This is a genomic window from Rhodococcus sp. 05-2254-5 (assembly GCF_002258575.1).
In the GTDB taxonomy this organism is placed as follows: domain Bacteria; phylum Actinomycetota; class Actinomycetes; order Mycobacteriales; family Mycobacteriaceae; genus Rhodococcoides; species Rhodococcoides fascians.
In genome coordinates, this window is record NZ_NOZG01000022.1 from 127,879 (window position 1) to 153,564 (window position 25,686).

Below are 25,686 nucleotides of genomic sequence, written 5' to 3' on the forward strand. Positions count from 1 at the left end.
GACCATGGAGACCGGCGAGCTGACTGTCGTCGGCCGGGTGGTTTCGGCGTCCAACGCCACCCTCGTGTGCGAGGCGGGCGACGGCGACTCGGCAGTGCGGTGCGTGTACAAACCCGTGCGCGGAGAGGTGCCGCTCTGGGACTTTCCCGACGGCACCCTCGCCGGGCGAGAGGTGGCGTCGTACGAGATCTCCGAGGCGCTCGGGTGGGGCGTGATTCCGCCCACGGTGCTGCGCGACGGTCCGTTCGGTCCCGGCATGGTGCAGAAGTGGATAGATACTCCCGAGGAGCGGGTCGAGGGCCGCGTGGACCTGGTCGACATCTGCCGTCCCGATCTCGTTCCGGCGGGCTGGATTCCGGTGTTGCAGGCCTACGACGGCGATGGCGAAGAGATCGCTCTGATCCATGCCGACGATCCACGCCTGCAGCGGATGGCGGTTCTCGACGTCATTCTCAACAATGCAGATCGCAAGGGTGGGCATGCCCTCGAAGGTCTCGACGGTTATGTCTACGGGGTGGATCACGGCATCTGCCTGCACGCCGAGAACAAGCTGCGCACGGTTCTCTGGGGGTGGGCAGGCCAGGCGGTCGACGATGCTCTGATGGCCGACGTCGTGCGGTTCGTCGAGACCTTCGACACCGTCATCGCTCCACGGCTGGTCGACAAGATAACGCTGGCCGAAACCATTGCGGTGTTGGATCGGGCCCAGCAGCTGATCGCGCGCCCGGTCATGCCGGAACCTCGATCGAGCAGACCGATACCGTGGCCCGCCTTCTGAACGGGCTCGGATAGGCTCGGCTGCATGCATTCTTGGTCCAGCCCGGAGATCCCGACAATCCCAGGACAGGGTCCAGCGCTTCGGTTGTTCGATACCGCAGATCGCCAGGTCCGTCCGGTCACCCCCGGTTCGACCGCTCGCATGTACGTCTGCGGAATCACCCCGTACGACGCCACCCACCTGGGACATGCGGCAACGTATCTGACGTTCGATCTGATCAACCGCTTGTGGCGTGATGCGGGTATCGACGTGCACTACGTGCAGAACGTCACCGATGTCGACGATCCGCTGTTCGAGCGCGCGAATCGCGACGGTGAGGATTGGCGCGATCTCGGTGCGCGCGAGATCGAGCTGTTCCGCGCCGACATGGAGGCTCTGCGGGTCGTGCCTCCGCACGACTACATCGGTGCCGTCGAGTCGGTGGAGGAGGTCGTCGAACTGGTGGAGAAGCTGGTGGCGTCCGGCGCTGCCTACGTCGTCGACGACGCCGAGTACCCCGACGTGTACTTCCGTGCCGACGCAACCGAGCAGTTCGGCTACGAATCCGGTTACGACCGTCCCACCATGGACACGTTCTTCGCCGAACGCGGCGGAGATCCCGATCGTGCGGGCAAGCGCGATTCACTCGATGCGCTGCTCTGGCGCGCGGTACGTCCCGGCGAACCGTCGTGGCCGTCGCCGTGGGGCCCCGGCCGACCGGGCTGGCACATCGAATGCGCTGCCATTGCACTCAATCGCATCGGAACCGGGTTCGACATCCAGGGCGGCGGAAGCGATCTCATCTTCCCGCACCACGAGTTCTCGGCGGCACACGCCGAGGCGGCAACCGGTGACCCTCGGTTCGCCCGGCACTACGTGCACACGGGAATGATCGGTCTCGACGGCGAGAAGATGTCGAAGAGCCGCGGCAACCTGGTGTTCGTCTCGAAGCTCCGCGCAGAGAACGTCGATCCGGCCGCGGTGCGGCTGGGCCTGCTCGCGGGCCACTATCGCCAGGATCGGCCGTGGTCCGACGAGGTCCTCGAGCGAGCCCACACCCGCCTCGCGCTGTGGCGCCGAGCAGCGGCGCTCGAGTCCGCAGCGTCGGCCGACGACGTCGTCAACCGCCTGCGTCAGCATCTGGCCGATGACCTCGACACACCCAAGGCTCTCGACGCCCTCGACGCGTGGGCAAGTTTCGCAGTCGAGCGCGGTGGATCGGATGCGAGCGCACCCGGCACTTTCGCCGATGCGGTCGATGCGCTGCTCGGAGTTCCGCTGCGTTAGTCCGTGGCCCCCAGGCGTAGATCCGCCAGCAGATCCGGGATCAGGCGTTCTTCCATGACCGCTCGTCCCGAATCACGCAGTGCAGCAGCCAGTTCCGGGTCCCACGGAGTGTCCGTGGGATGCCCCTTCAGTGGTTCCGAGTTGCGCGCGTCCAGTGCGCGGCGGTACGAGTCGACGTCCATTCGCCACGGCACCGCGTCGTACCGGGTGAGTGCGCGGGTCACCATGTGCATTCCGGCCCAGTCGAAGTCGGCACGCCATTCGATCGTGGTGCCGGGGGCGCGCGCAGCCAGCAGCCGATGCACTGCGGCCGAGGGCTGACCGTCGGTGCAGATCAAGCTGGCACAGTTCGAGCCGAGAGAGCGGGCTGCGGCCGCGAGCACAGCGACGTTCTCGCACACGAACACGGTCGACGAGCTGTTGGTGAGAGGGCCGCGCGCGAGCATGTCCACGGTGACGGGAAAGGGCACACCCTCGTCGGCTGCGTCGTTGAGCCAGCGAGCCACCGTGTTGGTCTCTACGACGCGGTAGCCGAGAACCAGTACCCGGCTCGACACGGCGTCGACCGACACTCCGGCCGTTTCCCACAGCGCTCTGATCCCCACTGGATCGACGGGTCGAGGCACGTTCTCGCGCAACGACAATGCATCGAGGACGAGTTTCGCGGCACCGCCGCCCGTGAGGGCCTTGGTATCACCGGTGGCCAGTTCCGCCAGCTCGGTGAGCGACATCCCGTCAACCGGAAGCAGCGCCAGGACTTGCGTTGCGACCCCGAGCGCGTCGACGGCGACGCGGCCACCGAGGGTGCCGTCCTGATTGAGCAACGACGCGATCCAGTGCTCGATCCACTCGCGATCTGCACCACCGCCCAGCGCCTCACGCGCCCGATCGAGCGCATCGGCGCGCACCTGAGCCTTGTCGGCCGCAATGCGCTTCTTGTCGTGCAGTGGTGCCTGACCGGCGAGGGTGTCGATCAGCCCGATACCGCCGTTGAGCGGATGGCTCAGCCATGCGTCGAACCGCTCGAGATCGAGCCGGGTGCTCCGTGCCCGAGAGTGCAGGCTGGAGTTGGACTTCGAGATGGCACTGCACAGACGCCACAGTTCCGGCGCATCACTCAGGTCGACGGTGATGTTACCGCCGACACGAAGCCAGTTGGACTCCAACTTCTTTCGCGCAGCGTCCAACAGCGCCGCCAATTCGACGCTGCCTCGCCACTCACTGTTACCGGCCAAACTCCAGCCCACCTTCGGTTCGGGTCGGCACCCGGCGGGTCAACGGTGATCCGAGGGCGGCTGCGAGGTCGGTGCCGTCGTGTTCGGCGAACAATTCACCGTTCTCCCACACCAGAAGTGCTGCGCTGACGGTGTTCTCGGCGGTCGAGTGCGCCAAATCGTAGTGCGCGCAACCGGGGACGTCCGCGTAGGTGATCCACAGGTCGTAACCGGTCATGAACAGATCCAGGTCGAATTGCACACTCAGTCCGAGCAATTCGCTACGACCGTTGTCGTCGACACCGGCGAACGCCTCGTCCAGCGCCAGCAACCGCGGCGAATGCGGATCGGCGGACGAGAGCATCACGTGCGCCGCGGCGAACAGCGGCAAATGCAGCGACACCGATTGCTCACCGCCCGAGAGTGCACTGTGACGAGCGACGGTCAGACGATCCTCGTTGCCGTCGCCGCTGATGAGCGTGAACGCGAACACCCGCCAGCGACGATAGTCCAGTGTCGCGGACAGGATCTCGGGATACGACCGTTCCGGATGTGCCGCACGAGCGATCCTGATCTCCGATGCGAAGTGTGCGCGCATCGCGGCCAGATCGTCCTGGCTCAGCGCCGAGGCATCGCGGTCGAGCAGCTTGGACACTGCCCGCGCACCGTCGTCGAGGTTGTCCGCGAGCACCCAGTGCACGCCGATCGTGTTGCCCGAGGACATACGGCGTTGCTTCATCTCGGCGGACATCTGTGCGATCAGCTCACGCGCGTCGACGGTGCGCTCGTGAATCTGCTGCGCCAACCCGGTCAGCAGCGCGTCTTCGAGAATTCGGCGTTCCTGCTCGGTCAAGAGCAGTTCCTGGTCGGCCCTGGCGGCACCGATGCGGTCGGCGAAGTCTCCGACCGAGGAATAGCCCTGCTCGTCCTGCACGCGTACCACCGTCAACCCGTCCGGTGCGTCCCACTGCAGGCGGTAGTCCTGACCGGAAGCGGCCAGTTGCGAGTCGAACTCCTGCAGTGCGCTCGTCAGCGCCGTTCGTGTCGACTTCCGGCTCGAGTCGGTCACTTTCACCGACGCCGTCGCCGTGTCGAGTGCCGAATGCAGCGCGAGCACCACCGGTGGAAGTACCGGGACGTCGTCGTCGGGGCCGGCGGCCTGCTGAACCCGATACAGGATCTGTTCGACCGTCAGCCACGCCGAGTCGCTGGCCGGCCACGTGTACGTCTCGTGCACGCCGAGGATGTGCAGCAGATCCTTGCGGGCGTACGGTGCCAGTCGGACGGCATCACCCAGGGTCTCGGTCACGGCAGCGCGCAGGCTTTCGAGCGCCGTGTTGCACGCACCCTCGGCCTTGCCGATCGCCTCGCCGGCTTCCTTGTCCGCCTTTCGGGCTGCTCGCTGCTCGGCTCGGCACTTCTCGATGCGATCGCGCGCGTTGTCGAGATCGGTGTTGATCTGTTCGGCCGTGGCACCGAGTTTCTCGCTCAGCAATTCCAGACGCTGCAGCTGTTGCCGATAGCTCTCGTCGGCTATCGCGGCTTCCTCGGCGAGTTCCTCGGCCAGTCCGGTGGCCTCCTCGAGGCGGTTGGTGGCCTCGCGCGCCCGCTCGGTCTCGCGTGCGTGGTCGCTGCGTTTACGGATGACCGCTGCGCCCTGATGCTCGAAATGGCGAATCGCTGCGGCGAGGGCATCGACATCGCGGCCCAGGTGCGGGGTGCGATGGGCCACGGCGACGGAGCGCAGTTGTTTCTCTTTCGCGGACAGGTCGGCGATCGCTTGGTCGAATTCTCGATCTGCCGCTGCAGACGCATCTTTCGAGGTGCGCAGCGCGCCTGCGGCTGCCGTGACGGCACGTTGCGCCTTCACGATGGCCGAGACTCGGGGGAGCTGCTTGGCGGCCGCGTTCAACGCCTGCACCAGCTCGCGTGCCGCCAGCTCGGCGGCGGTCGCGGTCGCGAGTTCGGCTGTCGCGGAATCGATCGCAGCACCGAGCTCGGCGATGCGCTGCTCTCGCCGACGCGCCCGCGCCGTGGCACCGATGTACTCGGCATCCGGTTTTGCGTGGCGACCCTGCTGCACTCCCTGCCAGTACCGACCGTCGACGCCTATCGAGACAGAACTGTCCGAGAGGTCGTTTCGATCCTGCTGCAATGCAATCGAATTCAGTACATCGAGGATTCGCGATTCCTGGACGGCAGTACCGGGCTCGGGTTCCAGCACGGAGGCGAGCGTCGACCCGGTCGGCCTCGCGGCCACCGGTAGCGGCGACAGATATTGCTCCGACGTCGCGTCGACGGGGGAGTCTGCGGTCGGATGAATCCACCCGTCGAGCAGGTTCGCGGCCTGCAGTGCGGATTCGATCCCCGCCGCGTCGGTGGGGGAGACCGCATCGGCAAACCGAACCAGTTGCCACAGTGGTGCGCCCGAGAGATCTACTCGACTAGCGGTGCGCGCTGCGAACGGTGGTGGGGCATCGTCGTGTTCGGCTCGCACCAGGGACAGTTCGCCCCGCAGCGCCTTCACCTCGGCCTCGCGCGCGGCCACGTCGACGCGTGCCTGTGCCTGCCGGGCGCGAATCGCGTCGATACCGTCCGAGGTCTGCTCGGCGAGCACGGATTCCAGGCTCGGGGCGTCGTCTTCGCCGATGCCTGCCAGGGCTGCGTCGAGGGCCTCGAACACAGCGGAGGTGATGCCTGCGGAGGAGTAGAGCGACGAGTTGCTCGACCACCAGGCCCGCAGACCCGAAGCGAACTGCGCCTTCTCCAGATCCACCGTCGCCTCGGCCTCGGTGACGGCAGCCGCGGCTGCTTCGAGCAACTCGCGCGCCTTCGTTGCGGCCTTCTCCGCGCGAGCGCGTTCCGTCGACGCCTTCTCGACGGTAGTCAGCGCCTCACGCACTGCACGTACGTCACCGTCCCGTTCCTCGGCGTGCCCACGAAGCGCGGTACTGATCTGATCACTGCGCGCCGTCCCGGGCAGCGGTGTCCACACGATGCCCGCGTCCTCGGCCGCAGTCTGCAGCTCGTCCTCCGCGCGAGTCACTCCGGCAACGGAGTCCCGGAGTGCCGAATCCGCCCGGGCCGCCTCGGCCGTACGCTGCTCCAGTTCTGCTTGCGCTTTGCGTGCGCGATCGGCCTGCTGCGCCGTCGAGACCTCCAGCTTCGCAGCGGATTCGGCGAGATCGTCCAGTTGCTGCTTGCCCTCGTACGCGCTCGAGCGCTGCAGGGTTTCTCGGTCTGCGACGGCCTGATCGAGCGCACGCTCGGCCTCGTCGAACCGCGTCTCTGCGGCCGCCCGTTCCAGCAGACGCCGGTCCTTCAGGGCGGCGGCGGCGAAGTGCGCGGTGGTCGCGTGCGTCACGGCTTCGAGCCGACGCGAGACTTGCTCGACATCCGAACGGGTCTGTACGCGAAGGTATTTGGAGTAGACCGACACGAAGTTCCTGGCCGCCTGATCGGCTTGGGCCAGTCCCTCCAGCGCGCGTCCGACTTCCTCCATGTCGCTGAAGGAACGTGCTGCCTCGAGCACCAGTTGCTCGTCGAGGGGACGCAGACCGTCGGTCAGCGCCTGGGACAACCCTTTCGGATCGAGATTCTTGGCCAACTGCGGACGGCGAAGTGTCAGAATCAGATTGATCAACTGGTCGTACCGTTGCGCGCCGAGCCCGAACATTCGGGCATCGATCGCGGCGCGGTAGTCGACCGGACGATCGGTCAGTGCATCGCTGCCGAGTTGTTCGGCCAACTGCTTCTTCGTCAGCGGCCGGTCGTCGGAGCCCAACAACGAGAAGTCGACGCCCACTCGGCCGTCGGCCACGAAGTACCAGCGGGTCACCTTGTCGTTGTGGCGGCTCGCCCGCATACCGATTCCGACGGTCACCGATTCGGGGTCCTCGCGCGAGCCGCGGCCGAATTCCATCCACACGTACGAATGTGCGCTTTCCTGCCCTCGGTAGAGCAGGTTGGACTTCATCGTTCGTTCTTCACCGGCGAACGGGTTGAGTCGGCGCGGCTCGATCCGGCCGTCGAGGACGAAGGGAAACAGCACTTCGAGCGCTTTGGTCTTGCCGGATCCGTTGGGACCACGCAGCACCAATCGACCGTCGGCGAAGGAGAACTCCTGATCCCGGTAGTCCCACAGGTTGACGATTCCGGCGCGCGTGGGCCTAAAGCGATTCGAGTGTGCGGTCATCTACTCAGGCCTCTACTTCGGATGGATCGGTACTGGGGGCTTGTTCGGTGCCGAAGAGCGAGTCCTGCGGGGCTCGGTCACGCACGCTGACCATCACGTCTCGGTACCGAGCGATCACCGGTAGCACCAACACGCCGCCGGATACGCTGTGTATCAAGCGAAGTCGATGCAACAGCGCAATCGCACGGATGCGTAGACCGTCCCGGTCGGTCTGCCACTGCGCCGCGAACGTGCGACCGAATCGGTCCACGAGATCGTCGACGACCGAGACCAGCCAACTGTCCTCGATCAGCGGGTACTGTGTGCGCTCCGCCGAGTTCTCGACCGTCGTCGGATCGGCGGGAAATCCGAAATCGGCCAGGTCGCCGAAGATTCCGCCGCCGGGGATCGCGTCGTCCAGCTGTTCGACGAGTAGGTCGCTCGCAGGTAGCGGATGCGTTGTGAGCGCCGGAGCGTCAGGATCCACGACCCGATCGGAGATTTCTCCCGCGATGAGCAACGCAACCTGAGCGATCGTTCCGGTGCTGGGAAAGCGGTGGTCGGACAACCGTCCCGAGGTGTCGATGAGGGCCACACCCTCGGCGCGACGCTCGGCAACGAGACCGGTGAGCAACTCGACGTCGGCGACGGTGCGCGAGGCGGTCAGGGCGGTGCGTGCGTCTCCGTCGAGATCGTCGAGATAGACGACGGGGTGTTCGACCAACGCTCGGCGTACCGCACGCAGCGTTTCCTTCGGGTCTGCCTCACGCCCGGACTCGATGTGTCCGAGATCGGAATCCTCGGGATCGATCGGGGCATCCGAGCCGGCCAGCAGGCCACGAATCGAACGCAGGTGCTGCACGGCACGCGGCGGCCGAAACATCGCGACGACCACCGATCGGTCGATGTCGTACAGGGCCTCACCGGCCGTCGGATTGTTCGCCCAGCCCGTGGCGTCGCCGTCGGCCAGCGAGATCGCACCACGCGTGGCCAGCCATCCGATCGCGTCGACGAATGCGTCTCGGTCGCTCGCGCGGTCGGTCGTGAGTTCGACGCCGTCCACCTGACTCGACTCCGTCGCCACGTGATCGGCGAGTTCGGACAGAGTGATCTGGTTTCCGGCCCGACCGAGCGCGGCAAGCGCCAGCGCCAGATACGCGTACCTGCGGCGGTCGAACACCCGCTCGGACGGCGTTCGCGCGGGTTGACTGTCGTCGAGACGATCGATCACGGGGAACAGACGCGCGGTCGTCTCGGTGACCTCGAAGCGGTAGCCGAACAGCTCCAGGAGATCCTCACGCAGTTCGGTTGCCCACCTGCGCAGCAGCGGTAACGCGATTCGATCGGGGTACGTCGCGGTGACCAGGTGATTGGACAATGCGACTCGGGCAGCCCGCTGGTAGGAATCCAGAGCGAGCGAGGAGATCTCACGTGCTCTCACCGGCGCGCCACCTCACTGACGTCGAGGGCGAGGCGGTCCAGATGCAATCGGCCACGGCTGGTGCGCACGATCGTCGAACGATCGCTGTCGCTCAGCGTCAGGCGCACGCCACTGTCCGATCCGGACGAGTCCGAGGTGCGTCCGCTCACGCGTACCCGGGCAGTCAACGCGGCGTTGAGCAGGCTCAGCAACACTTCGGTTTCCTGCTCGTTCAGAATGCGGTCGTGGATTCCGGCCGAGGCGAGCGACTGCGCCGCGGCACTGCGCGATCGCTGCGACTCGAGTTGCTGCTCGCGCAGTCGTCTGATGCCGCCGTCGTTGCGCTGTACCCGCCCTGGAACGCCGGGGGTCGGAGTACGTCCTGTCTCGGCCAGCGTGCGCGAGATTTCGACCGGCGGTGCCTCCCACCATGATCGGGACATGGGGATGATGTCGGCGTCGGGATGGACCATCGACAGGTGCCGGGGTCGGCCGAGGCCGAACACGGCGTGAAACAGAGCATGTGCGCTGTCCTCGGTGGGAGCAGCAGCGAACCAGCCGGCCAGGTGACGCAGTTGGCTTTCGCGACTCACACCACCCTTACGAGTTTCGGTGACGCGCCGCAGCAGTGACAGCACAGCAGCGATCGCGCTCATCGTGCCCTCGCGGAGGCGCTCGGATTCGCTGAGCTCGGATTCGGCCGCGACGAACCAGTGCGACAACCCGGCCCATCGGTCGGTCCAGTCCGCTCGCCGCTCGTCGACGGAGAGAAAGACTCGTTCGTCGCTGATCGCGGCACGGTCGACGAGTTCCTCGATGCCGGTGCTCTCGACGAGTGCGATCGCTTCCGCCAACTTGGGGGCATAGCGGGTGAGATCGGAGCTGAACTCACGCATGTGCGTGAGCAGTGCATCCTTGTGCGCCAAGAACGATTCGGGCGTGATCTCGGTGGTGCGCACCAGGTCGCCCAGCACCAGATAGAAGTGGGCGGCGCGGGTCGCCATCTCCGACAACGTCGAATCGAGTCTGCTGAGCTTGCGGTAGATGCGGTCGCCGTCGGCCTGACGGTTCGCCTCGGCCAGCTCGTGCATGTCGGCCAGCAGCTCGGGGAGCACCAGCCGGGACAGCGAGGCGTCGTCCAGGCGCGCACCGAGCACGTCCTCGACCGCACGGTAGGCCTTGTAGCCGGCCTGACCGAACTGGTAGACGAAGTGCCGGTTGCGGTATTCGGCAAGGGTCGCGGCGCGGGTGCCGTCGTAGCTGCGTTCGAGCAGACCCCAGGCGTGGAGTTGATCGAGCAGGGGTGCGATGTCCAGTGTGGTCAGCGCGTCGTGACGCCCGGGGCTACGAGCGATGAGATCGGCGACCTCGCCCGAGTGCAGCAACACCACGTAGTTCGCGCGAGCGGTGTCGAACGCCCGCAGTACTGCCAGGTATTCGGATCTTTTCTCGGCGACGGCGAACGAGAAGAGACCGAGACGGTCTTCCTCCACGAACGCATTCGCGGCACCCAGCCGTGCGTCCTCGCCTGATTCGGTCACTGGAACAGGGTAGGGGGTAGGAGTGGAGCCTGCGGAATGACCCTGGTGGGAGGAGTGGAGCCTGCGGAATGACCCTGGGGGTAGGAGTGCCAGTTGTTCGACCGTGCCGGTTACAGCTCCACGGTCACTTTTCCGTTCACCACGGCCGCGGGGTAGGTGCGCACCGGGTCGATGCCGCTCGGGCAGGTGCCGTCGTCGAGAGAGAAGGCGTATTGATGAAGTGGGCAGACGACTACGGACCCGTCGATCTGGCCGTCGGCCAGTGGTCCGCCTCGGTGCGGGCAGACGGCGTCCATCGCGCGCACCGAACCGTCACCGAGCAGGAACACCGCCACCTGCTTACCGTCCACGACGTAGGCCCGACCCTCGCCGGGAGTCAGATCTTCCAACGCTCCCACCGGCACGCTCATCGGACCGGCACCTGCGGCAGCGGGAGCAGTGGCAGCGAGGGTGCGAACTGCGCGGGCGATTTGGGTGCCGTGCGGTCCTGCCATGGGTCCACGTAGCCGTCGACCGATGTTTGCAGTCGCTCGTCGAGTCCGGCGACGATGCCGTCACGGTCGTCGATCAGAACGCTCTGCAGTTCCTCCAAGCCGACGCGCGGAACCCAGGCGTACGTCCGTTCGAGCCACTGCGCGTTCTCCCGATAGTGCTGGATGAATCTGCCTGCCACTGTCATCACCTCCTCGGCTCCTGTCACGGTGGCCAACAGATCTCCCTTGCGGATGTGAGCCCCGGCCGCGCCGCCGACGTAGATCTCCCACCTGTCCTCGCCGACCGAGACCACGCCGAAGTCCTTGCACAGCGCCTCCGAGCAGTTGCGCGGGCAGCCGGCGACCGCGAGTTTGAGTTTCGCGGGAGTCTCCAAGCCTTGGAACCGCTCTTCGAGCGCGATGCCGAGAGCCGTCGAGTCGCCGAGACCGAAGCGGCAGAAATCGCTGCCCACACAGGTTTTCACCGTGCGCATGCTCTTGCCGTAGGCGAAGCCGGAGGGCATGTCCAGATCGCCCCACACCTTGGGTAGGTCTTCCTTCTTGATCCCGAGGAGGTCGATGCGCTGTCCGCCGGTGACCTTGACCAGCGGGACGTGGTACTTGTCGGCGACGTCGGCGATCTTGCGCAGTTGATCCGGGGTGGTGACGCCACCCTTCATCTGCGGCACCACCGAGAACGTGCCGTCCCGCTGAATGTTGGCGTGCACCCGGTCGTTGATGAACAGTGCGCCGCGCTCGTCCACCCAATCCGGACCCCAGACGGTGCGCAGCAGTGACGCCAGCGGCATCTTGGCGGCGGCGTCCTCGACGCCGTCGGTCGCAAGCGCCGTGAACACCTGCGAGACTGCCCGGAGGTCTCGCGACCTGATCGCTTCGATCAGTTCCGGCTTCGTCATCGGGATACACGGCACGTACCGGTCTGCGGTGGGTTCCGCTTCGACCGCGCCACCGGCTGCGCACGCGATGATGTCTTTCACCAACCCCGTGCAGGACCCACATCCCTTGCCTGCTCGGGTCTTCGCGGTCACGTCGCTCAGATTCTTGGCGCCGGCGTGCACGCAGGCCACGATGGCGCCCTTGGTGACGCCGTTGCAGTTGCACACCTGAACGTCGTCTGCCAGTTCGGCGGCTCCTGTTGCCGCAGAGGGCGTTCCCATGTCGAAGAGCATGCTGATGCGCTCGTCGGGCAGCGGCACCTTCTCGTCGAACGCCTGGGTGAGAAAGTTGGCCTTGGAGATGTCGCCCAGCAGGGTGGCGCCGACGAGCTTGTTGTTCCGCACGATGACCGATTTGTACGTGCCACTGCGTGGTTCGTAGAACTGAACGAATTCGTCGTCGTCGCGCTCGGGCGCGGTGATCCCCATCGACGCGACGTCGACGCCGGCCACCTTGAGCTTGGTCGTCAGACGCGAACCGTGATACGCGGCAGCGGGATCGGCACCGGTGAGTACATCGGCCAGGACAGCGGCCTGCTCCCAGAGGGGCGCGACGAGGCCGTACACCTCACCGCGGTGCTGACAGCATTCGCCGACGGCATAGATGGAACCCTCGTCCTCGCAACGTAATTGGTCGTCGACGACGATTCCGCGTTCGATGACCAGGCCGCCGGCGCGGGCAAAATCGACACTGGGCCGAATTCCGGCGGTCACGACGACCATGTCGGCGTCCAGCGAGGTGCCGTCGTTGAAACCGACGCCGATGACGGTACCGTCGTCCGACCGCAACACCGAGGTGGTCCTCTTCGAGGTGTGGACACCGACGCCCAGCGACTCGATCTTGTTGCGCAACACTCGTCCACCGCGCTCGTCGAGCTGCTGGTTCATCAGGTGCCCGGGGGAGTGCACCACGTTCACGTCCAGTCCCTGCGTCCGCAGTCCGTACGCTGCTTCGAGACCGAGCAGTCCGCCGCCGATCACCACCGCCGACACGTCGTCGCGCGACTGCGCCATCTGCAACATGCCGTTGGTGTCGGCGATCGTGCGGAATCCGAACACCCCACGTGCCAGCCTGCCGTCGGACTCGCGCAGACCGTCCATGTTCGGGAAGAACGTGTTGCTACCAGTGGCGATGATCAGTACGTCGTAGTCGACGGACCGACCGCTTTCGCAGACAACCGTTTTGGAGAACCGGTCGAGCGACACGGCTCGATCGCCCACGTGCAACGTCACGCCGTTCTCGCTGTACCAACTCATGGGGTTGAGAACGAGATCCTCGTCGTCGACGGTGGCCTCACCGGACAGCACGTGGGAGAGCATGATGCGGTTGTAATTGCCGTACGGTTCGTCGCCGATCATCGTGATGTCGAACAGCGAGCTGCCGTCTCGCTCGAGGATCTGTTCTACCGTCCGGGCACCGGCCATTCCGTTGCCGATCACCAGCAATCGCTGTTTTCCCGCAGTCATCAGACCAGCACCAGACCGAAGTCGACGACGACCTCTCCGCTGGTTCCGGCAGGGGCCGCGATCACCAGCTTGAGCACGGTATCGGGATCGACGTCCTCGACGACCCGCAACGGAATGTTGACGCCGCTCTTGGCCCCCATCGGGAACATACGCATCGGGCTGCCGTCGCGCAGCAAGGTCACGACCACCAGTTCATCGCTCGAATTACCGCCCCGGAAGTACAGCGGCTGAGCCGTCACCCCCTCGGGGACGACGAAACTCAGGCTGGGATCGATCAACTCGGGCTTGTCCAGACCGTTGCCGGTGAAGGAGAAGACGCCTTGCAGAAATCGCGGTGTGCTGGCCATACCCACGAGGCTCCGGTGTCGGGGTGACGCCACCGCTGCGGTGACGTTACGTCGGCATCAGAAAGACCTCACCGGCTCCCGGCTCCTCGTGTGCGTTCGGGTCAGAGCCCGAAGTTGCCCGGGCCGCGTCGCCGGAGGTACTTCTCGAACTCGGCGGCGATGGCGTCACCGTCGATCTTGGCGATCGCATCGGACATGTCCACCTCGGCGTCACCACGCTCCTCGAGGCTGCGCACGTACTCGCTGATCTCCTCGTCCTCTTTGGTCATCTCGTTGACCGCCTCCTCCCACTCCTCGGCCTGCGTGGGCAGCTCGCCGAGCGGCACCTCGATGTCGAGTACGTCTTCGACCCGCTGCAGCAACGCCACGGTGGCCTTCGGATTCGGTGGCTGTGACACGTAATGGGGGACAGCAGCCCAGAACGACACGGCCGGCACCCCTGCCTTGACACATTCGTCCTGCAGAACGCCGGTGATACCGGTGGGCCCCTCGTAGCGGGTCTGCTCCAGGTTGAACTGTTCGGCCGACTCGGTGCTGTAGGCGGTGCCGGTCACCGGAACCGGCCTGGTGTGCGGGGTGTCCGCCAGTAGCGCGCCGAGAATGACGACGGTTTCGACGCCCAGCTGCTCGACGAACTCGAGCAGGTCGTCGCAGAAGCTGCGCCACCGCATGTTGGGCTCGATACCGCGCAACAGGACCACGTCACGGTCGCTGCCGGGCGGTGAACACACCGACAATCGAGTCGACGGCCACTCGATCTCTCGGGTGACCCCGTCGACCTGACGAACGGTCGGCCGATTGACCTGGTAGTCGTAGTAGTCCTCGGAGTCCAGCTCGGCCAGTGGGCTGGCGTCCCAGATCAGCTCCAGATGTTCGACCGCGCCGCTCGCCGCATCGCCTGCGTCGTTCCAGCCCTCGAAAGCAGCCACCAGGATGGGGGAGCGCAGCTCGGGAATGTCGTCGTCCAGATCGTCCTCGTCGTAATCGGCGTCGGCGTCTGTGGCGTTCGCCACAGCATCCTGCACGGCCTCGATCAGCGCGGCGTCCAAGGGGATGTCCGCGTCGGCACCTGATTTGTCCATTTTGTCGGTACCGTCGTCGGGCGGGGACTGATCATCGAGGTTTCGGGGACTCACCACGACAGCCTACGACTCGAGGTAACCGTGGTGCCCACTACTCTGTAGTGATGCCCGATCAACACAAGCCCGGTCTGCTCGATGCGATTTCACGTCGCGTTGTCATCGGCGACGGAGCAATGGGCACGATGCTCCAGGACGCCGACCTCACTCTCGACGACTTTCTCGGCCTCGAGGGATGCAACGAGATTCTGAACCACACCAGGCCCGACGTGCTGCGCGAGATTCATCGCGAGTACTTCGCGGCCGGCGCAGACGCCGTGGAAACGAACACGTTCGGATGCAACCTGCCCAACCTGGCCGACTACGACATCGAGGATCGAATCCGCGAGTTGGCCGAGAAAGGCACCCGGCTCGCCCGGGAGACTGCGGACGAAATGGGACCCGGCCGCGACGGGATGGATCGGTACGTCCTGGGTTCCATGGGCCCCGGAACCAAGCTCCCCACACTCGGCCATGCCCCGTTCGCACGGCTGCGCGATGCGTATACCGAGGCTGCGCTCGGAATGATCGACGGCGGTGCCGACGCCATTCTGGTCGAGACGTGCCAGGACCTCCTGCAGGTCAAGGCCGCGATCATCGGTAGCCAGCACGCCATGGACAAGCTCGGCGTCCGAATCCCGATCATCACCCATGTGACGGTCGAGACGACGGGCGCAATGCTGGTCGGCAGCGAGATCGGTGCAGCCCTCACCGCGCTCGAACCGCTGGGCATCGACATGATCGGACTGAACTGCGCCACCGGCCCCGCCGAGATGAGCGAACACCTGCGCCACCTGTCCAAGCATTCCCGTCTTCCGGTATCGGTGATGCCCAATGCCGGACTGCCGACGTTGGGCGCGAAGGGTGCCGAATACCCACTGACCGCCCCCGAATTGGCCGACGCTCTGAGCGGTTTCGTCCGCGAGTACGGGCTGGCACTCGTCGGCGGATGCTGCGGCACCACCCCCGAGCACATTCGTCAGGTTGCCGACATGGTGCACGGGGCGACGAAGCTGGAACGGCAGCCGGCCCCGGAGCCGGGCGTCTCCTCGCTCTACACCGCAGTGCCGTTCGAGCAGGACGCCAGCATCCTGATGATCGGCGAGCGCACCAACTCCAACGGCTCCAAGGCATTTCGTGACGCGATGCTCGCCGAGGACTACGAGAAGTGCCTCGACATCGCCAAGGATCAGACCCGCGACGGCGCGCACATGTTGGACCTCAACGTCGACTACGTCGGCCGCGACGGTGCCGCCGACATGGCGGCACTCGCCAGCAGATTGGCGACTGCGTCGACGCTGCCGATCATGCTCGACTCCACCGAACCGGCCGTGCTCGAAGCCGGCCTCGAGCACCTCGGTGGACGTAGCGCCGTCAACTCGGTCAACTACGAGGACGGCGACGGTCCCGACTCGCGGTTCCAGAAGATCATGCGTCTGGTCAAGGAACACGGTGCCGCCGTGGTCGCTCTGACCATCGACGAGGAGGGGCAGGCGCGTACTGCCGAATGGAAGGTGCGTGTCGCCGATCGTCTGATCACCGACATCACCGAGAACTGGGGCCTGCGCCACGAGGACATCATCGTCGACACGCTCACCTTCCCGATCTCCACCGGCCAAGAAGAGGTTCGACGCGACGGCATCGAGACCATCGAGGCCATTCGGCAGCTCAAGGAGAAGTATCCGAAGGTGCACACCACCCTCGGATTGTCGAACATCTCGTTCGGCCTCAATCCTGCTGCCCGGCAGGTGCTGAACTCGGTCTTCCTGCACGAGTGCACCCAGGCCGGCCTCGACACCGCCATCGTGCACGCGTCGAAGATCCTGCCGATGAACAAGATTCCCGACGAGCAACGCGAGACCGCTCTGGATCTGGTGTACGACCGCCGCCGCGAAGGCTACGACCCGTTGCAGAAGCTCATGCAGCTGTTCGAGGGCGTCTCGGCAGCATCGGCCCGGGAGTCGCGTGCCGAGGAACTGGGTCGGCTGCCGTTGTTCGAGCGGCTCGAACGCCGCATCGTCGACGGCGAACGCAACGGCCTCGACACAGATCTGGACGCCGCGATGGCCGAGAAGCCGCCGCTCGAGATCATCAACGAGACGTTGCTGTCGGGCATGAAGACCGTCGGCGAGCTGTTCGGTTCCGGCCAGATGCAGCTGCCGTTCGTGCTGGCGTCCGCCGAGGTGATGAAGGCTGCCGTGGCGTACTTGGAGCCACACATGGAAGCGACGGACGACGACGGCAAGGGTCGCATCGTGCTCGGTACCGTCAAGGGCGACGTGCACGACATCGGCAAGAACCTCGTCGACATCATCCTGAGCAACAACGGCTACGAAGTTGTCAATCTCGGTATCAAGCAGCCGATTTCGACCATTCTCGAAGCCGCGTTGGACAAACGCGCAGACGTGATCGGCATGTCCGGTCTGCTGGTGAAGTCGACGGTGGTCATGAAGGACAACCTGATCGAGCTCAACTCCCGCGGCGTGGCAGAGCAATTTCCGGTGCTCCTCGGCGGTGCTGCGTTGACGCGGTCGTACGTCGAGAACGATCTGCAGGACGTGTACGAAGGCGACGTGCACTATGCGCGGGACGCGTTCGAAGGCCTGCGTTTGATGGACACCATCATGACCACCAAACGCGGTGGCGGTCCGGCCCCCGACAGTCCGGAGGCACTCGAAGCGAAAGCCAAGGCTGCCGAGCGCAAGGAACGTCACGAGAGGTCCAAGCGCATCGCGGAGAAGCGCAAGGCCGCCGAGGCTCCGGTCGTGGTACCCGAGCGATCCGACGTCGCCGCGGACATCGACATTCCGGCACCGCCGTTCTGGGGCACCCGCATCGTCCGAGGCGTGTCCCTGGCCGATTATTCGGGCCTGCTCGACGAACGTGCACTGTTCCTGGGGCAGTGGGGCCTGCGAGGAGCCCGCAAGGGCGAGGGCGCCACCTACGAGGATCTGGTGGAGTCGGAAGGCAAACCGCGCCTTCGGTATTGGCTGGATCGGCTCAGCACGGACGGCATTCTCGCGCACGCTGCATTGGTGTACGGATACTTCCCGGCCGTTTCGGAGGGCGACGACGTCGTCGTACTCACCGAGCCCGAACCCGATGCGCCCGAACGCTTTCGGTTCACGTTTCCGCGTCAGCACCGCGACCGCTTCCTCTGCATCGCGGACTTCGTCCGATCACGCACTGCGGCAAGGGAATCCGGGCAAGTGGACGTGCTGCCGATGAACCTGGTCACCATGGGGCAGCCCATCGCGGACTTCGCGAACGAATTGTTCGCAGCCGACGCGTACCGCGACTACCTCGAGGTGCACGGGATCGGAGTTCAGCTGACCGAGGCTCTCGCCGAATACTGGCATCGCCGAGTGCGCGAGGAACTGAAACTGTCCGACGGCAAATCGGTCGCCGCAGAGGACCCCACCGAGGCCGAGGGGTACTTCAAACTCGAATACCGCGGAGCTCGTTACTCGTTCGGCTACGGGGCATGCCCCGATCTCGAGGACCGGATCAAGCTCGCCGCACTCCTCGAACCCGAGCGAATCGGCGTCAAGCTCTCCGAGGAACTGCAGCTGCACCCCGAACAGTCGACCGATGCGTTCGTACTTCACCACCCGGAGGCCAAGTACTTCAATGTCTAGAACCCACCTGCACGGTGTCCTGTGGGACATGGACGGCACCCTGCTCGACTCGGAGAAGATCTGGGACGTGGCCATCGGTGAGTACTCCCGCACACTGGGAACCGAACTCAGCGCGGAAGTACGCGAGAGCACCCTCGGCAATTCGATGCGAGACGCCTTGCGCAAAGTGCTCGCCAATGCGTCGGTTGCGGTCACCGACGACAACCTGGCCGAGGGCCGCGAGTGGTTGACCACGCGCGTCGGCGACATGTTCGCCGAAGGCATTCCGTGGCGGCCCGGTGCCAAGGATGCTCTTGCTCTCGTACGCGACATGGGCCTAGCGACCGGATTGGTCACCAACACCGAACGTGGGCTCGTCGAGCGTGCACTGGAGACACTCGGGCGCGACTATTTCGACATCACCGTCAGCGGCGACGAGGTCGAGTTCGGGAAACCGCACCCGGCACCGTACCTGCGGGGTGCCGCACTGCTCGGCGTCGACGTCGGTGCCTGCCTTGCAGTGGAGGATTCTCCGACAGGCTCCCTGTCCGCACATACTGCAGGCTGCCCGGTACTGGTCGTCCCGTCTGAGGTGGCGGTTCCGGCAGCGCCGGGCTACACCATCCGCGACGGTCTGGTCGGACTGACCGCCGACGACGTCCGGCGGGCCTGGGCGGCCTGACTCCTCGAATCTCGACCGAATTGATTCCGCTGGATACCGACGTGAAAGAATACGAATCCGTGAAGACTTTCGATTCCCTGTTCGCCGAGCTCACCGACCGCGCGAAGACCCGCCCCGAGGGCTCGGGCACCGTCGCTGCGTTGGACGCAGGTGTTCATTTCCAGGGAAAGAAGGTCCTCGAAGAGGCCGGCGAGGTGTGGATCGCCGCCGAACACGAGAGCGACGCTGCACTCGCCGAAGAAATTTCGCAGCTGCTGTACTGGGTTCAGGTCATGATGGTGGGTAGGGGAATCGAGCTCGAGGACGTCTACCGACATCTGTGAGGCAAGGCCCGAACGTCTCCTGTGAACTCACCGATGAAGGAAAACTCCATGCTGCGTGTAGCCGTACCCAACAAGGGCGCGTTGTCCGAATCCGCCGCCGAGATCCTCAGCGAGGCCGGCTACCGGCGTCGGAGCGACTCCAAGGATCTGACCGTCCTCGACCCGGCCAACGGGGTCGAATTCTTCTTTCTCCGTCCCAAGGACATTGCCATCTACGTCGGGTCGGGCCAGCTCGATCTGGGCATCACCGGACGAGACCTGGCTCTCGATTCCGGGGCAGCGGTCGAAGAGCGCCTGGCGCTCGGATTCGGCCGGTCGACGTTCCGTTACGCGGCACCCGCGGGCAAGGAATGGGCACCCGAGGACCTGGGCGGACTGCGCATCGCCACCTCGTACCCCAATCTCGTGCGTAAGGACCTGGCCGAGCGCGGCTTGGAGGCCACGGTGATCCGTCTCGACGGGGCCGTGGAAATTTCCATTCAACTCGGTGTCGCCGACGCCATCGCGGACGTGGTCGAGTCGGGTCGCTCACTGCGTCAGAACAATCTCGTCGCGTTCGGCGAATCTTTGTGCGATTCCGAGGGTGTTCTCATCGAGCGCGCAGGCACGCCGGGCACCGACTCCGCACGCAAGCAACTCATCGCCCGCGTACAGGGCGTCGTCTTCGCCCAGCAGTACCTGATGCTCGATTACGACTGCCCCAAGTCGATCCTCGACGAAGCCGTCAAGATCACCCCCGGCATCGAATCACCTACGCTCGCACCGATGGTCGACGACAACTGGGTTGCCGTGCGCGCCATGGTCTCTCGCAAGGTCCACAACAACGTGATGGACGAGCTCGCGGAACTGGGCGCGAAAGCCATTCTCGCCTCCGACATCAGGTCCTGCCGAGCGTTCTGAGTGCGTGGCGGAACGCCCGTCGTTCCGCCACGATCACGCGCGTCGGCGAACCAGCACAGTTTGGGCGATGCGCCCGACCGGCCCCCGTTCGTCACTGAGGGTGCCTGCGCACATGGCGATGCCGTCCGGACCCGTCGACGTCTCGGCCGATACTCCGATCCAGTCGCCCTGGGGTTCACGGAAGACGTGCACCGTCAGATCGGTGTTCAGGAACGTCCACTGCTCGATCGGCAATTTCGCACCCACACCGTTGGCGATGTCGGCAATCGAGAACAGCCGTTCGAGTGGCGTCATCGACTCACCCTGCACCAGAACAGGAGTCGGCTTCGCCCACACTTCACCGGGCCCCGCTGCGCCGAGCTCGGTGAGGAACTTGAACTCGACCGCGTCGAGGTATCCGGAGGTCCAGAGTCCGCCGAAGGTGCTGTCGACGCCGGCGCTCACCGGTCGCATCACCGGATCGCCCACGTGCACGACGTCGTCGGTGGGCTCGGTACGCATACGCCATGCGCTGCCCCGCGCCACCGCTCGCGCCGGCCCCGCTGATCCTCGAGCCCAGAGTTCGGCGACGACGAGTTCGACATTTGCGCCCGGCCGCGCCGTCCATGCGCGAATCGTGATGTCCGACACCGGAACAGGTCCGAGAATGTCGACGACCACCCGGCTGATTCGAGTATCGGGTCTGGCGTCGACCCGCTCGAGTGCGCGGACCAACAACGCGGACGGCGGAGCGCCGTGCTGCATCGTCGGTGCCCACAGGCTGACGGTGTGCTCGGTGGCGGTGACGATCTCGTAACCGTCGTCGTCGACACCGGCAGGAACGAAGAAGGCGTCCGGACTCGTCACAGCTCCGTCTCCTCCTGCTCCGCAGCCGCCTGCGGCCAACCGGGGTACGGCGGGGGAGTGCCGCCGAACTCGGGGCACAGTGCCCGGTGATCGCACCACTTGCACAGTGCGCCTTTCTTGGCGCGGAAGTCGCCGGTCTCACCGGCCGCCAGAATCGCCTTCCAGATGGCCGAGAGCATGCGCTCGAAGCGCAGCAGCTCACCCTCGTCTGGGGCGTACGTCAGCTCCTGCTTGTCGGCGAGGTACATCAACTTCAGTTGCGCGGGAACGACTCCGCGCATGCGCATGATCATCAGCGCATAGAACTTCATCTGGAACAGAGCTTTGGATTCGGTGAACTCGCGCGGCGCACGTCCGGTCTTGTAATCGACGACGCGAATCATTCCGTTGGGTGCAACGTCGATCCGGTCGATGAATCCGCGCAGCGGCGTTCCGTCGTCCAACGCGATCTCGACGCGCTGTTCGCAGGACTCGGGATCGAAGTGCGTGGGATCTTCTAGTTCGTAGTACCCGTCCACCAGGGCACGAGCCCGGTCGAGAAACGCCGGACGGTCGTCCGCCGGAACCAGCGACGCGATGTCGGGTGACTCGGCCACGACCCGATCCCAGGCCGGGTCCACCAAATCGCGGGCTGTGGTGGGCACTCGATCGCGGGCAGGGAGTGCGTACAGGGCCTCGAGTGCGGCATGCACCACAGTTCCCTTCACCTGAGCTTCGGTGGAGACCTCGGGAAGTCGGTCCACGGCACGGAAGCGATACAACAGTGGGCACTGCTTGAAATCACCTGCGCGAGAAGGGGACAGAGCCGGGGTACTGCGGTTGCCGGACCTCGAACGCGGTACGCCGGCGCTGTCACCGACATCGAGAAGAGGTAAGTCGATGGGGCTCGACACGGAAATACTCACGACTGCGAGACTATGCCGCTGGTCCGACATCTTCGGTGAAGGCCGTAGTCTGGCACGTCGAGTCGTCCCCCGACGCCTGCCGATCGAGGCCGAGCGTCACATCGCAACGAAAGCAGGTCCGCTGTGTCCTCCGGTGATTCCACATCCGCGTCGACCGACGGATTCGAGGCCGACGCCACGGTCGACGCATCGCTGCCCAGTGCGGACGACGTGGTCACTGCCACGACCGACGAGATCGAACTCGACCCGAATGTCACGTCCGGCGCGGAGGTCGCTCCAGCTGCCGACGCCACAGCTGCCGACGCACCGGCGGAGACCGGCCCCGCCCGCAGCGGGCCGTTTCGAGTGGGCGATCGAGTTCAGCTCACCGACGGCAAGGGTCGTCACTACACGGTGGTACTGGAAGCCGGTAAGGAGTTCCATACTCACCGCGGCGGCATCACTCACGACAAACTGCTCGGTGCCGACGAGGGCAGCGTCGTCACCTCCGTCAACGGCACCCCCTACCTCGCGCTGCGGCCGCTGCTGACCGACTACGTGCTCTCGATGCCCCGCGGCGCCCAGGTGATCTACCCCAAGGACGCGGCGCAGATCGTGCACGAGGGTGACATGTTCCCCGGCGCACGGGTGCTCGAAGCCGGTGCAGGATCCGGCGCTCTGACGTGCTCACTGCTGCGTGCAGTCGGTACAGAAGGAACGGTCATCTCCTACGAGATCCGGCAGGACCACGCCGACTATGCCGTGAAGAACGTCGAGACGTTCTTCGGCGAGCGCCCGTCGAACTGGCACCTGACCGTGGCAGACGTCGACCAGTTCGGTGTCGATCGTCCGGGTGAGCAGGTCGATCGGGTGGTCCTGGACATGCTCGCGCCGTGGGACGCGTTGCCCGCGGCGTCCAAGGCCCTCGTCCCCGGTGGGGTGCTGCTGGTCTACGTGGCCACGGTGACGCAGCTGTCCAAGGTCGTCGAGGCGCTGCGCGCACAGGAGTGCTGGACCGAACCTCGATCGTGGGAGTCGATGGTTCGCGGCTGGCACGTGGTGGGTCTCGCAGTTCGCCCCGAGCACCGCATGCAGGGTCACACGGCATTCCTCGTCAGCGTTCGACGCCTCGCCGAGGGCACCGTGACCCCGAAACCGCAGCGTCGTTCCGGTAAGGGCTGACGCTGCAGGCTCGGCTGCCGACTCAGACGCAGGGTGCCTGGCCCATGGCCAGGATCTGGCACGTGCTGGCGTCCGACAGCTTCCAGGTGCCATCGATCAGCACCCAGGTCTGCGGTGCCGGAGCCGCGGTCCCGCGTGGAGTGGCGATGGCGACGTCCGCGGTGGACGTCTCACCGGCGACGGTCGGTTCCGACACCTCGAAGGTGATCGCTCCGTAGTTCGCCAGTGCGGCGGTCATCGTCTCCAGGTTCGTCAGGCGCGCCTGACCGTTCTCCACTGCCGCAGCCTTGGTCGCGGCGTCCACGTCCGGTGCGACCAGCTGCTGCAGCGAGGTCTGCAACTCGGCGACGGTAGGTGCTGTGACAGCCGGCCCGGCGGTGGTCGTCGGCATGGAGTCGCTGGTCGACGCGGAATTGTGATCGGCGTGATCGGATTCATCGCTCGAACTGCACCCTGTACCCACCAGAGCCACCGCGGCTACTGCGACGCTTGCCGAGAGAATACGCATTTTCACTGGTGAGGCCCCTGATTCCGTCGTCTGTCGATCGTTTGGTCAGGTGAGGCTAACATGAACTGGGATGGCCTTTCGGGGCCGCCGAGCAGAGTGGATGCCGACCCCGTTCGAGGTGTCGGTCCGCATCTCCGCGCCGCTGCCGGTAGCGTTGATAGATCGTCACTGGGAGGAGTCGCTCATGAGCTCAACAGACAATCCGGATGTGGCCGCGGCCAGAGCCGAACTGGACGCCGTGCGAGCCGAAGTCGCGTCGCTACGGCGCCAACTGGGGGAGTCCCCCGAGCAGGTACGCGAGCTCGAGGGCCGGGTCGATTCCTTGTCGCTGCGCAACACGAAGTTGCTCGACACTCTCAAGGAGGCCCGACAACAGCTCATCGCGCTGCGCGAGGAGGTGGACCGTCTCGGTCAACCGCCGAGCGGATACGGCGTCCTGCTGAGCGTGTTCGAGGACGGCACAGTCGACGTGTTCACGTCCGGTCGGAAGATGCGACTGACGTGCTCACCCAACATCGAGGCCGATACGCTCGCTCCGGGACAGACCGTGCGGTTGAACGAGGCGTTGACCATCGTCGAGGCGTGCACCTTCGATCAGGTCGGCGAGATCAGCACTCTCCGAGAGCTTCTGGGGGATGGATCGCGCGCTCTCGTCGTCGGACATGCCGACGAGGAACGGGTGGTCTGGCTGGCCAAACCGTTGATCGACATGGTCAACGACGACGGACCGGTCGACCCGGACGAGCCGTCACGGAAGCTCCGTCCCGGGGATTCGCTGCTGGTCGACACCAAGGCCGGCTACGCGTTCGAGCGCGTTCCCAAGGCCGAGGTGGAAGATCTCGTTCTCGAGGAGGTTCCGGACGTCGGATACGAGGACATCGGCGGTCTCGGTCGACAGATCGAGCAGATTCGGGACGCCGTAGAGCTGCCGTTCCTGCACAAGGACCTGTTCCGGGAGTACTCACTGCGGCCACCAAAGGGCGTGCTGCTGTACGGCCCTCCCGGGTGTGGAAAGACGTTGATCGCCAAGGCCGTTGCCAACTCGTTGGCCAAGAAGATCGCCGAGGCACGTGGCCAGGATGCGCGGGAGGCGAAGTCGTTCTTCCTCAACATCAAGGGCCCCGAGCTGCTCAACAAGTTCGTCGGTGAGACCGAGCGTCATATCCGCATGATCTTTCAGCGGGCACGAGAGAAGGCGTCCGAGGGCACCCCGGTCATCGTGTTCTTCGACGAGATGGACTCGATCTTCCGTACCCGCGGCTCCGGCGTCTCGTCCGACGTGGAGACGACGGTCGTTCCGCAGCTGCTCGCCGAGATCGACGGTGTCGAAGGCCTAGAGAACGTCATCGTGATCGGTGCGTCCAATCGCGAGGACATGATCGACCCGGCGATCCTGCGACCCGGCCGACTCGACGTGAAGATCAAGATCGAGCGTCCCGACGCCGAATCGGCACAGGACATTTTCTCGAAGTACCTGACCGATTCGCTTCCGGTCAACGCCGACGACGTCGCCGAGTTCGGCGGCGATCGCGCGGCGTGCATCCGGGGCATGATCGATCGCGTCGTCGAGCGCATGTACGCCGAGAGTGACGACAATCGGTTTCTCGAGGTCACCTACGCCAACGGGGACAAGGAAGTTCTGTACTTCAAGGACTTCAACTCCGGGGCCATGATCCAGAACATCGTCGACCGGGCAAAGAAGTACGCCATCAAGTCGGTTCTCGAAACCGGAAACGCCGGACTGCGGATTCAGCACCTTTTCGATTCCATCGTCGACGAGTTCGCGGAGAACGAAGATCTGCCGAACACCACGAATCCGGACGACTGGGCTCGGATCTCGGGCAAGAAGGGCGAGCGAATCGTCTACATTCGCACGTTGGTCACCGGCAAGAACGCCAGCGCGAGCCGGGCGATCGACACCGAGGCCAATACCGGTCAGTACCTGTAGATCCACCGCTGGGCAGTTTTCGGGGCGCGTCCGCACAGGGCG

General features: G+C 65.3%; 19 protein-coding genes. 8 read left to right on the plus strand and 11 right to left on the minus strand.

Translation table 11 applies throughout. The features are described 5' to 3' along the window. Positions 1-4: 4 nt before the first annotated feature. Both CH278_RS13790 and mshC read left to right on the plus strand, forming a co-directional pair. Positions 5-778, plus strand: coding sequence for an SCO1664 family protein (locus tag CH278_RS13790; RefSeq protein WP_167328042.1), 774 nt, complete (start codon positions 5-7; stop codon positions 776-778). A 24-nt stretch (positions 779-802) separates the two neighbouring features. After that, on the plus strand, positions 803-2,044 hold the full coding sequence (mshC, locus tag CH278_RS13795; RefSeq protein ID WP_027497069.1) for a cysteine--1-D-myo-inosityl 2-amino-2-deoxy-alpha-D-glucopyranoside ligase: 1,242 nt from the start codon (positions 803-805) through the stop codon (positions 2,042-2,044). Here the strand turns inward: mshC and CH278_RS13800 are convergent. The 8 genes from CH278_RS13800 to CH278_RS13835 form a co-directional block, all read right to left on the minus strand. After that, entirely contained in the window at positions 2,041-3,279 is a 1,239-nt protein-coding gene (locus tag CH278_RS13800; RefSeq protein WP_179274570.1) for a DUF2399 domain-containing protein, read from the minus strand. The genes mshC and CH278_RS13800 overlap by 4 nt on opposite strands. Beyond that, positions 3,269-7,453 carry a TIGR02680 family protein gene (locus tag CH278_RS13805; protein WP_094622148.1) on the minus strand — a complete coding sequence of 1,395 codons (4,185 nt, stop codon included), beginning with the start codon at positions 7,451-7,453 and terminating at the stop codon, positions 3,269-3,271. Before CH278_RS13805 ends, CH278_RS13800 begins: the two co-directional genes overlap by 11 nt. A gap of 4 nt (positions 7,454-7,457) precedes the next feature. Then, on the minus strand, positions 7,458-8,873 hold the full coding sequence (locus CH278_RS13810; protein ID WP_032370531.1) for a DUF2398 family protein: 1,416 nt from the start codon (positions 8,871-8,873) through the stop codon (positions 7,458-7,460). Further along, the gene (locus tag CH278_RS13815) at positions 8,870-10,345 is read right to left on the minus strand and encodes a TIGR02677 family protein (RefSeq protein WP_306436699.1); all 1,476 of its coding nucleotides are present in this window, start codon (positions 10,343-10,345) and stop codon (positions 8,870-8,872) included. The genes CH278_RS13810 and CH278_RS13815 overlap by 4 nt, the downstream gene beginning before the upstream one ends. A gap of 158 nt (positions 10,346-10,503) precedes the next feature. Then, positions 10,504-10,803 (minus strand): Rieske (2Fe-2S) protein, encoded by a 300-nt coding sequence (locus CH278_RS13820; protein WP_094622150.1) that lies wholly within the window; start codon positions 10,801-10,803, stop codon positions 10,504-10,506. Continuing rightward, positions 10,800-13,289: a nitrite reductase large subunit NirB gene (gene nirB / locus CH278_RS13825; protein WP_094622151.1), complete on the minus strand. Its 2,490-nt coding sequence runs from the start codon at positions 13,287-13,289 to the stop codon at positions 10,800-10,802. Before nirB ends, CH278_RS13820 begins: the two co-directional genes overlap by 4 nt. After that, positions 13,289-13,636 (minus strand): molybdopterin oxidoreductase, encoded by a 348-nt coding sequence (locus CH278_RS13830; RefSeq protein WP_094622152.1) that lies wholly within the window; start codon positions 13,634-13,636, stop codon positions 13,289-13,291. Before CH278_RS13830 ends, nirB begins: the two co-directional genes overlap by 1 nt. 101 nt (positions 13,637-13,737) lie before the next feature. Next, positions 13,738-14,718: a PAC2 family protein gene (locus CH278_RS13835; protein WP_228139408.1), complete on the minus strand. Its 981-nt coding sequence runs from the start codon at positions 14,716-14,718 to the stop codon at positions 13,738-13,740. Positions 14,719-14,822: 104 nt separating this feature from the next. Between CH278_RS13835 and metH the strand changes: the two genes are divergently transcribed. From metH to hisG, 4 genes are read left to right on the plus strand one after another with little or no spacing between them, the layout of a single operon-like run. After that, a complete protein-coding gene (metH, locus tag CH278_RS13840) occupies positions 14,823-18,392 on the plus strand; it encodes a methionine synthase (RefSeq protein ID WP_094622153.1) in 3,570 nt (1,189 codons plus the stop codon). Continuing rightward, positions 18,385-19,053: an HAD family hydrolase gene (locus tag CH278_RS13845; RefSeq protein WP_032365803.1), complete on the plus strand. Its 669-nt coding sequence runs from the start codon at positions 18,385-18,387 to the stop codon at positions 19,051-19,053. The genes metH and CH278_RS13845 overlap by 8 nt, the downstream gene beginning before the upstream one ends. 59 nt (positions 19,054-19,112) lie before the next feature. After that, positions 19,113-19,376, plus strand: coding sequence for a phosphoribosyl-ATP diphosphatase (locus CH278_RS13850; protein ID WP_027497080.1), 264 nt, complete (start codon positions 19,113-19,115; stop codon positions 19,374-19,376). 48 nt (positions 19,377-19,424) lie between these two features. Then, entirely contained in the window at positions 19,425-20,276 is an 852-nt protein-coding gene (hisG, locus tag CH278_RS13855) for an ATP phosphoribosyltransferase (RefSeq protein ID WP_032372777.1), read from the plus strand. Between the two features lie 33 nt (positions 20,277-20,309). Here hisG and CH278_RS13860 read toward each other — a convergent pair whose 3' ends face one another. Further along, positions 20,310-21,122 (minus strand): thioesterase family protein, encoded by an 813-nt coding sequence (locus CH278_RS13860; RefSeq protein WP_032382040.1) that lies wholly within the window; start codon positions 21,120-21,122, stop codon positions 20,310-20,312. Then, positions 21,119-21,925, minus strand: a complete 807-nt coding sequence (locus CH278_RS13865; protein ID WP_045841904.1) for a RecB family exonuclease — start codon at positions 21,923-21,925, stop codon at positions 21,119-21,121. Before CH278_RS13865 ends, CH278_RS13860 begins: the two co-directional genes overlap by 4 nt. Before the next feature lie 447 nt (positions 21,926-22,372). Between CH278_RS13865 and CH278_RS13870 the strand changes: the two genes are divergently transcribed. Next, positions 22,373-23,188 (plus strand): tRNA (adenine-N1)-methyltransferase, encoded by an 816-nt coding sequence (locus tag CH278_RS13870; protein WP_094622224.1) that lies wholly within the window; start codon positions 22,373-22,375, stop codon positions 23,186-23,188. A 22-nt stretch (positions 23,189-23,210) separates the two neighbouring features. On the opposite strand, the gene CH278_RS13875 is transcribed toward CH278_RS13870, so the two are convergent. After that, on the minus strand, positions 23,211-23,696 hold the full coding sequence (locus CH278_RS13875) for a hypothetical protein (protein WP_255032336.1): 486 nt from the start codon (positions 23,694-23,696) through the stop codon (positions 23,211-23,213). A gap of 184 nt (positions 23,697-23,880) precedes the next feature. On the opposite strand from CH278_RS13875, the gene arc reads away from it, so the two are divergent. Continuing rightward, positions 23,881-25,644, plus strand: a complete 1,764-nt coding sequence (gene arc / locus CH278_RS13880; RefSeq protein WP_032365854.1) for a proteasome ATPase — start codon at positions 23,881-23,883, stop codon at positions 25,642-25,644. Positions 25,645-25,686 lie beyond the last annotated feature (42 nt).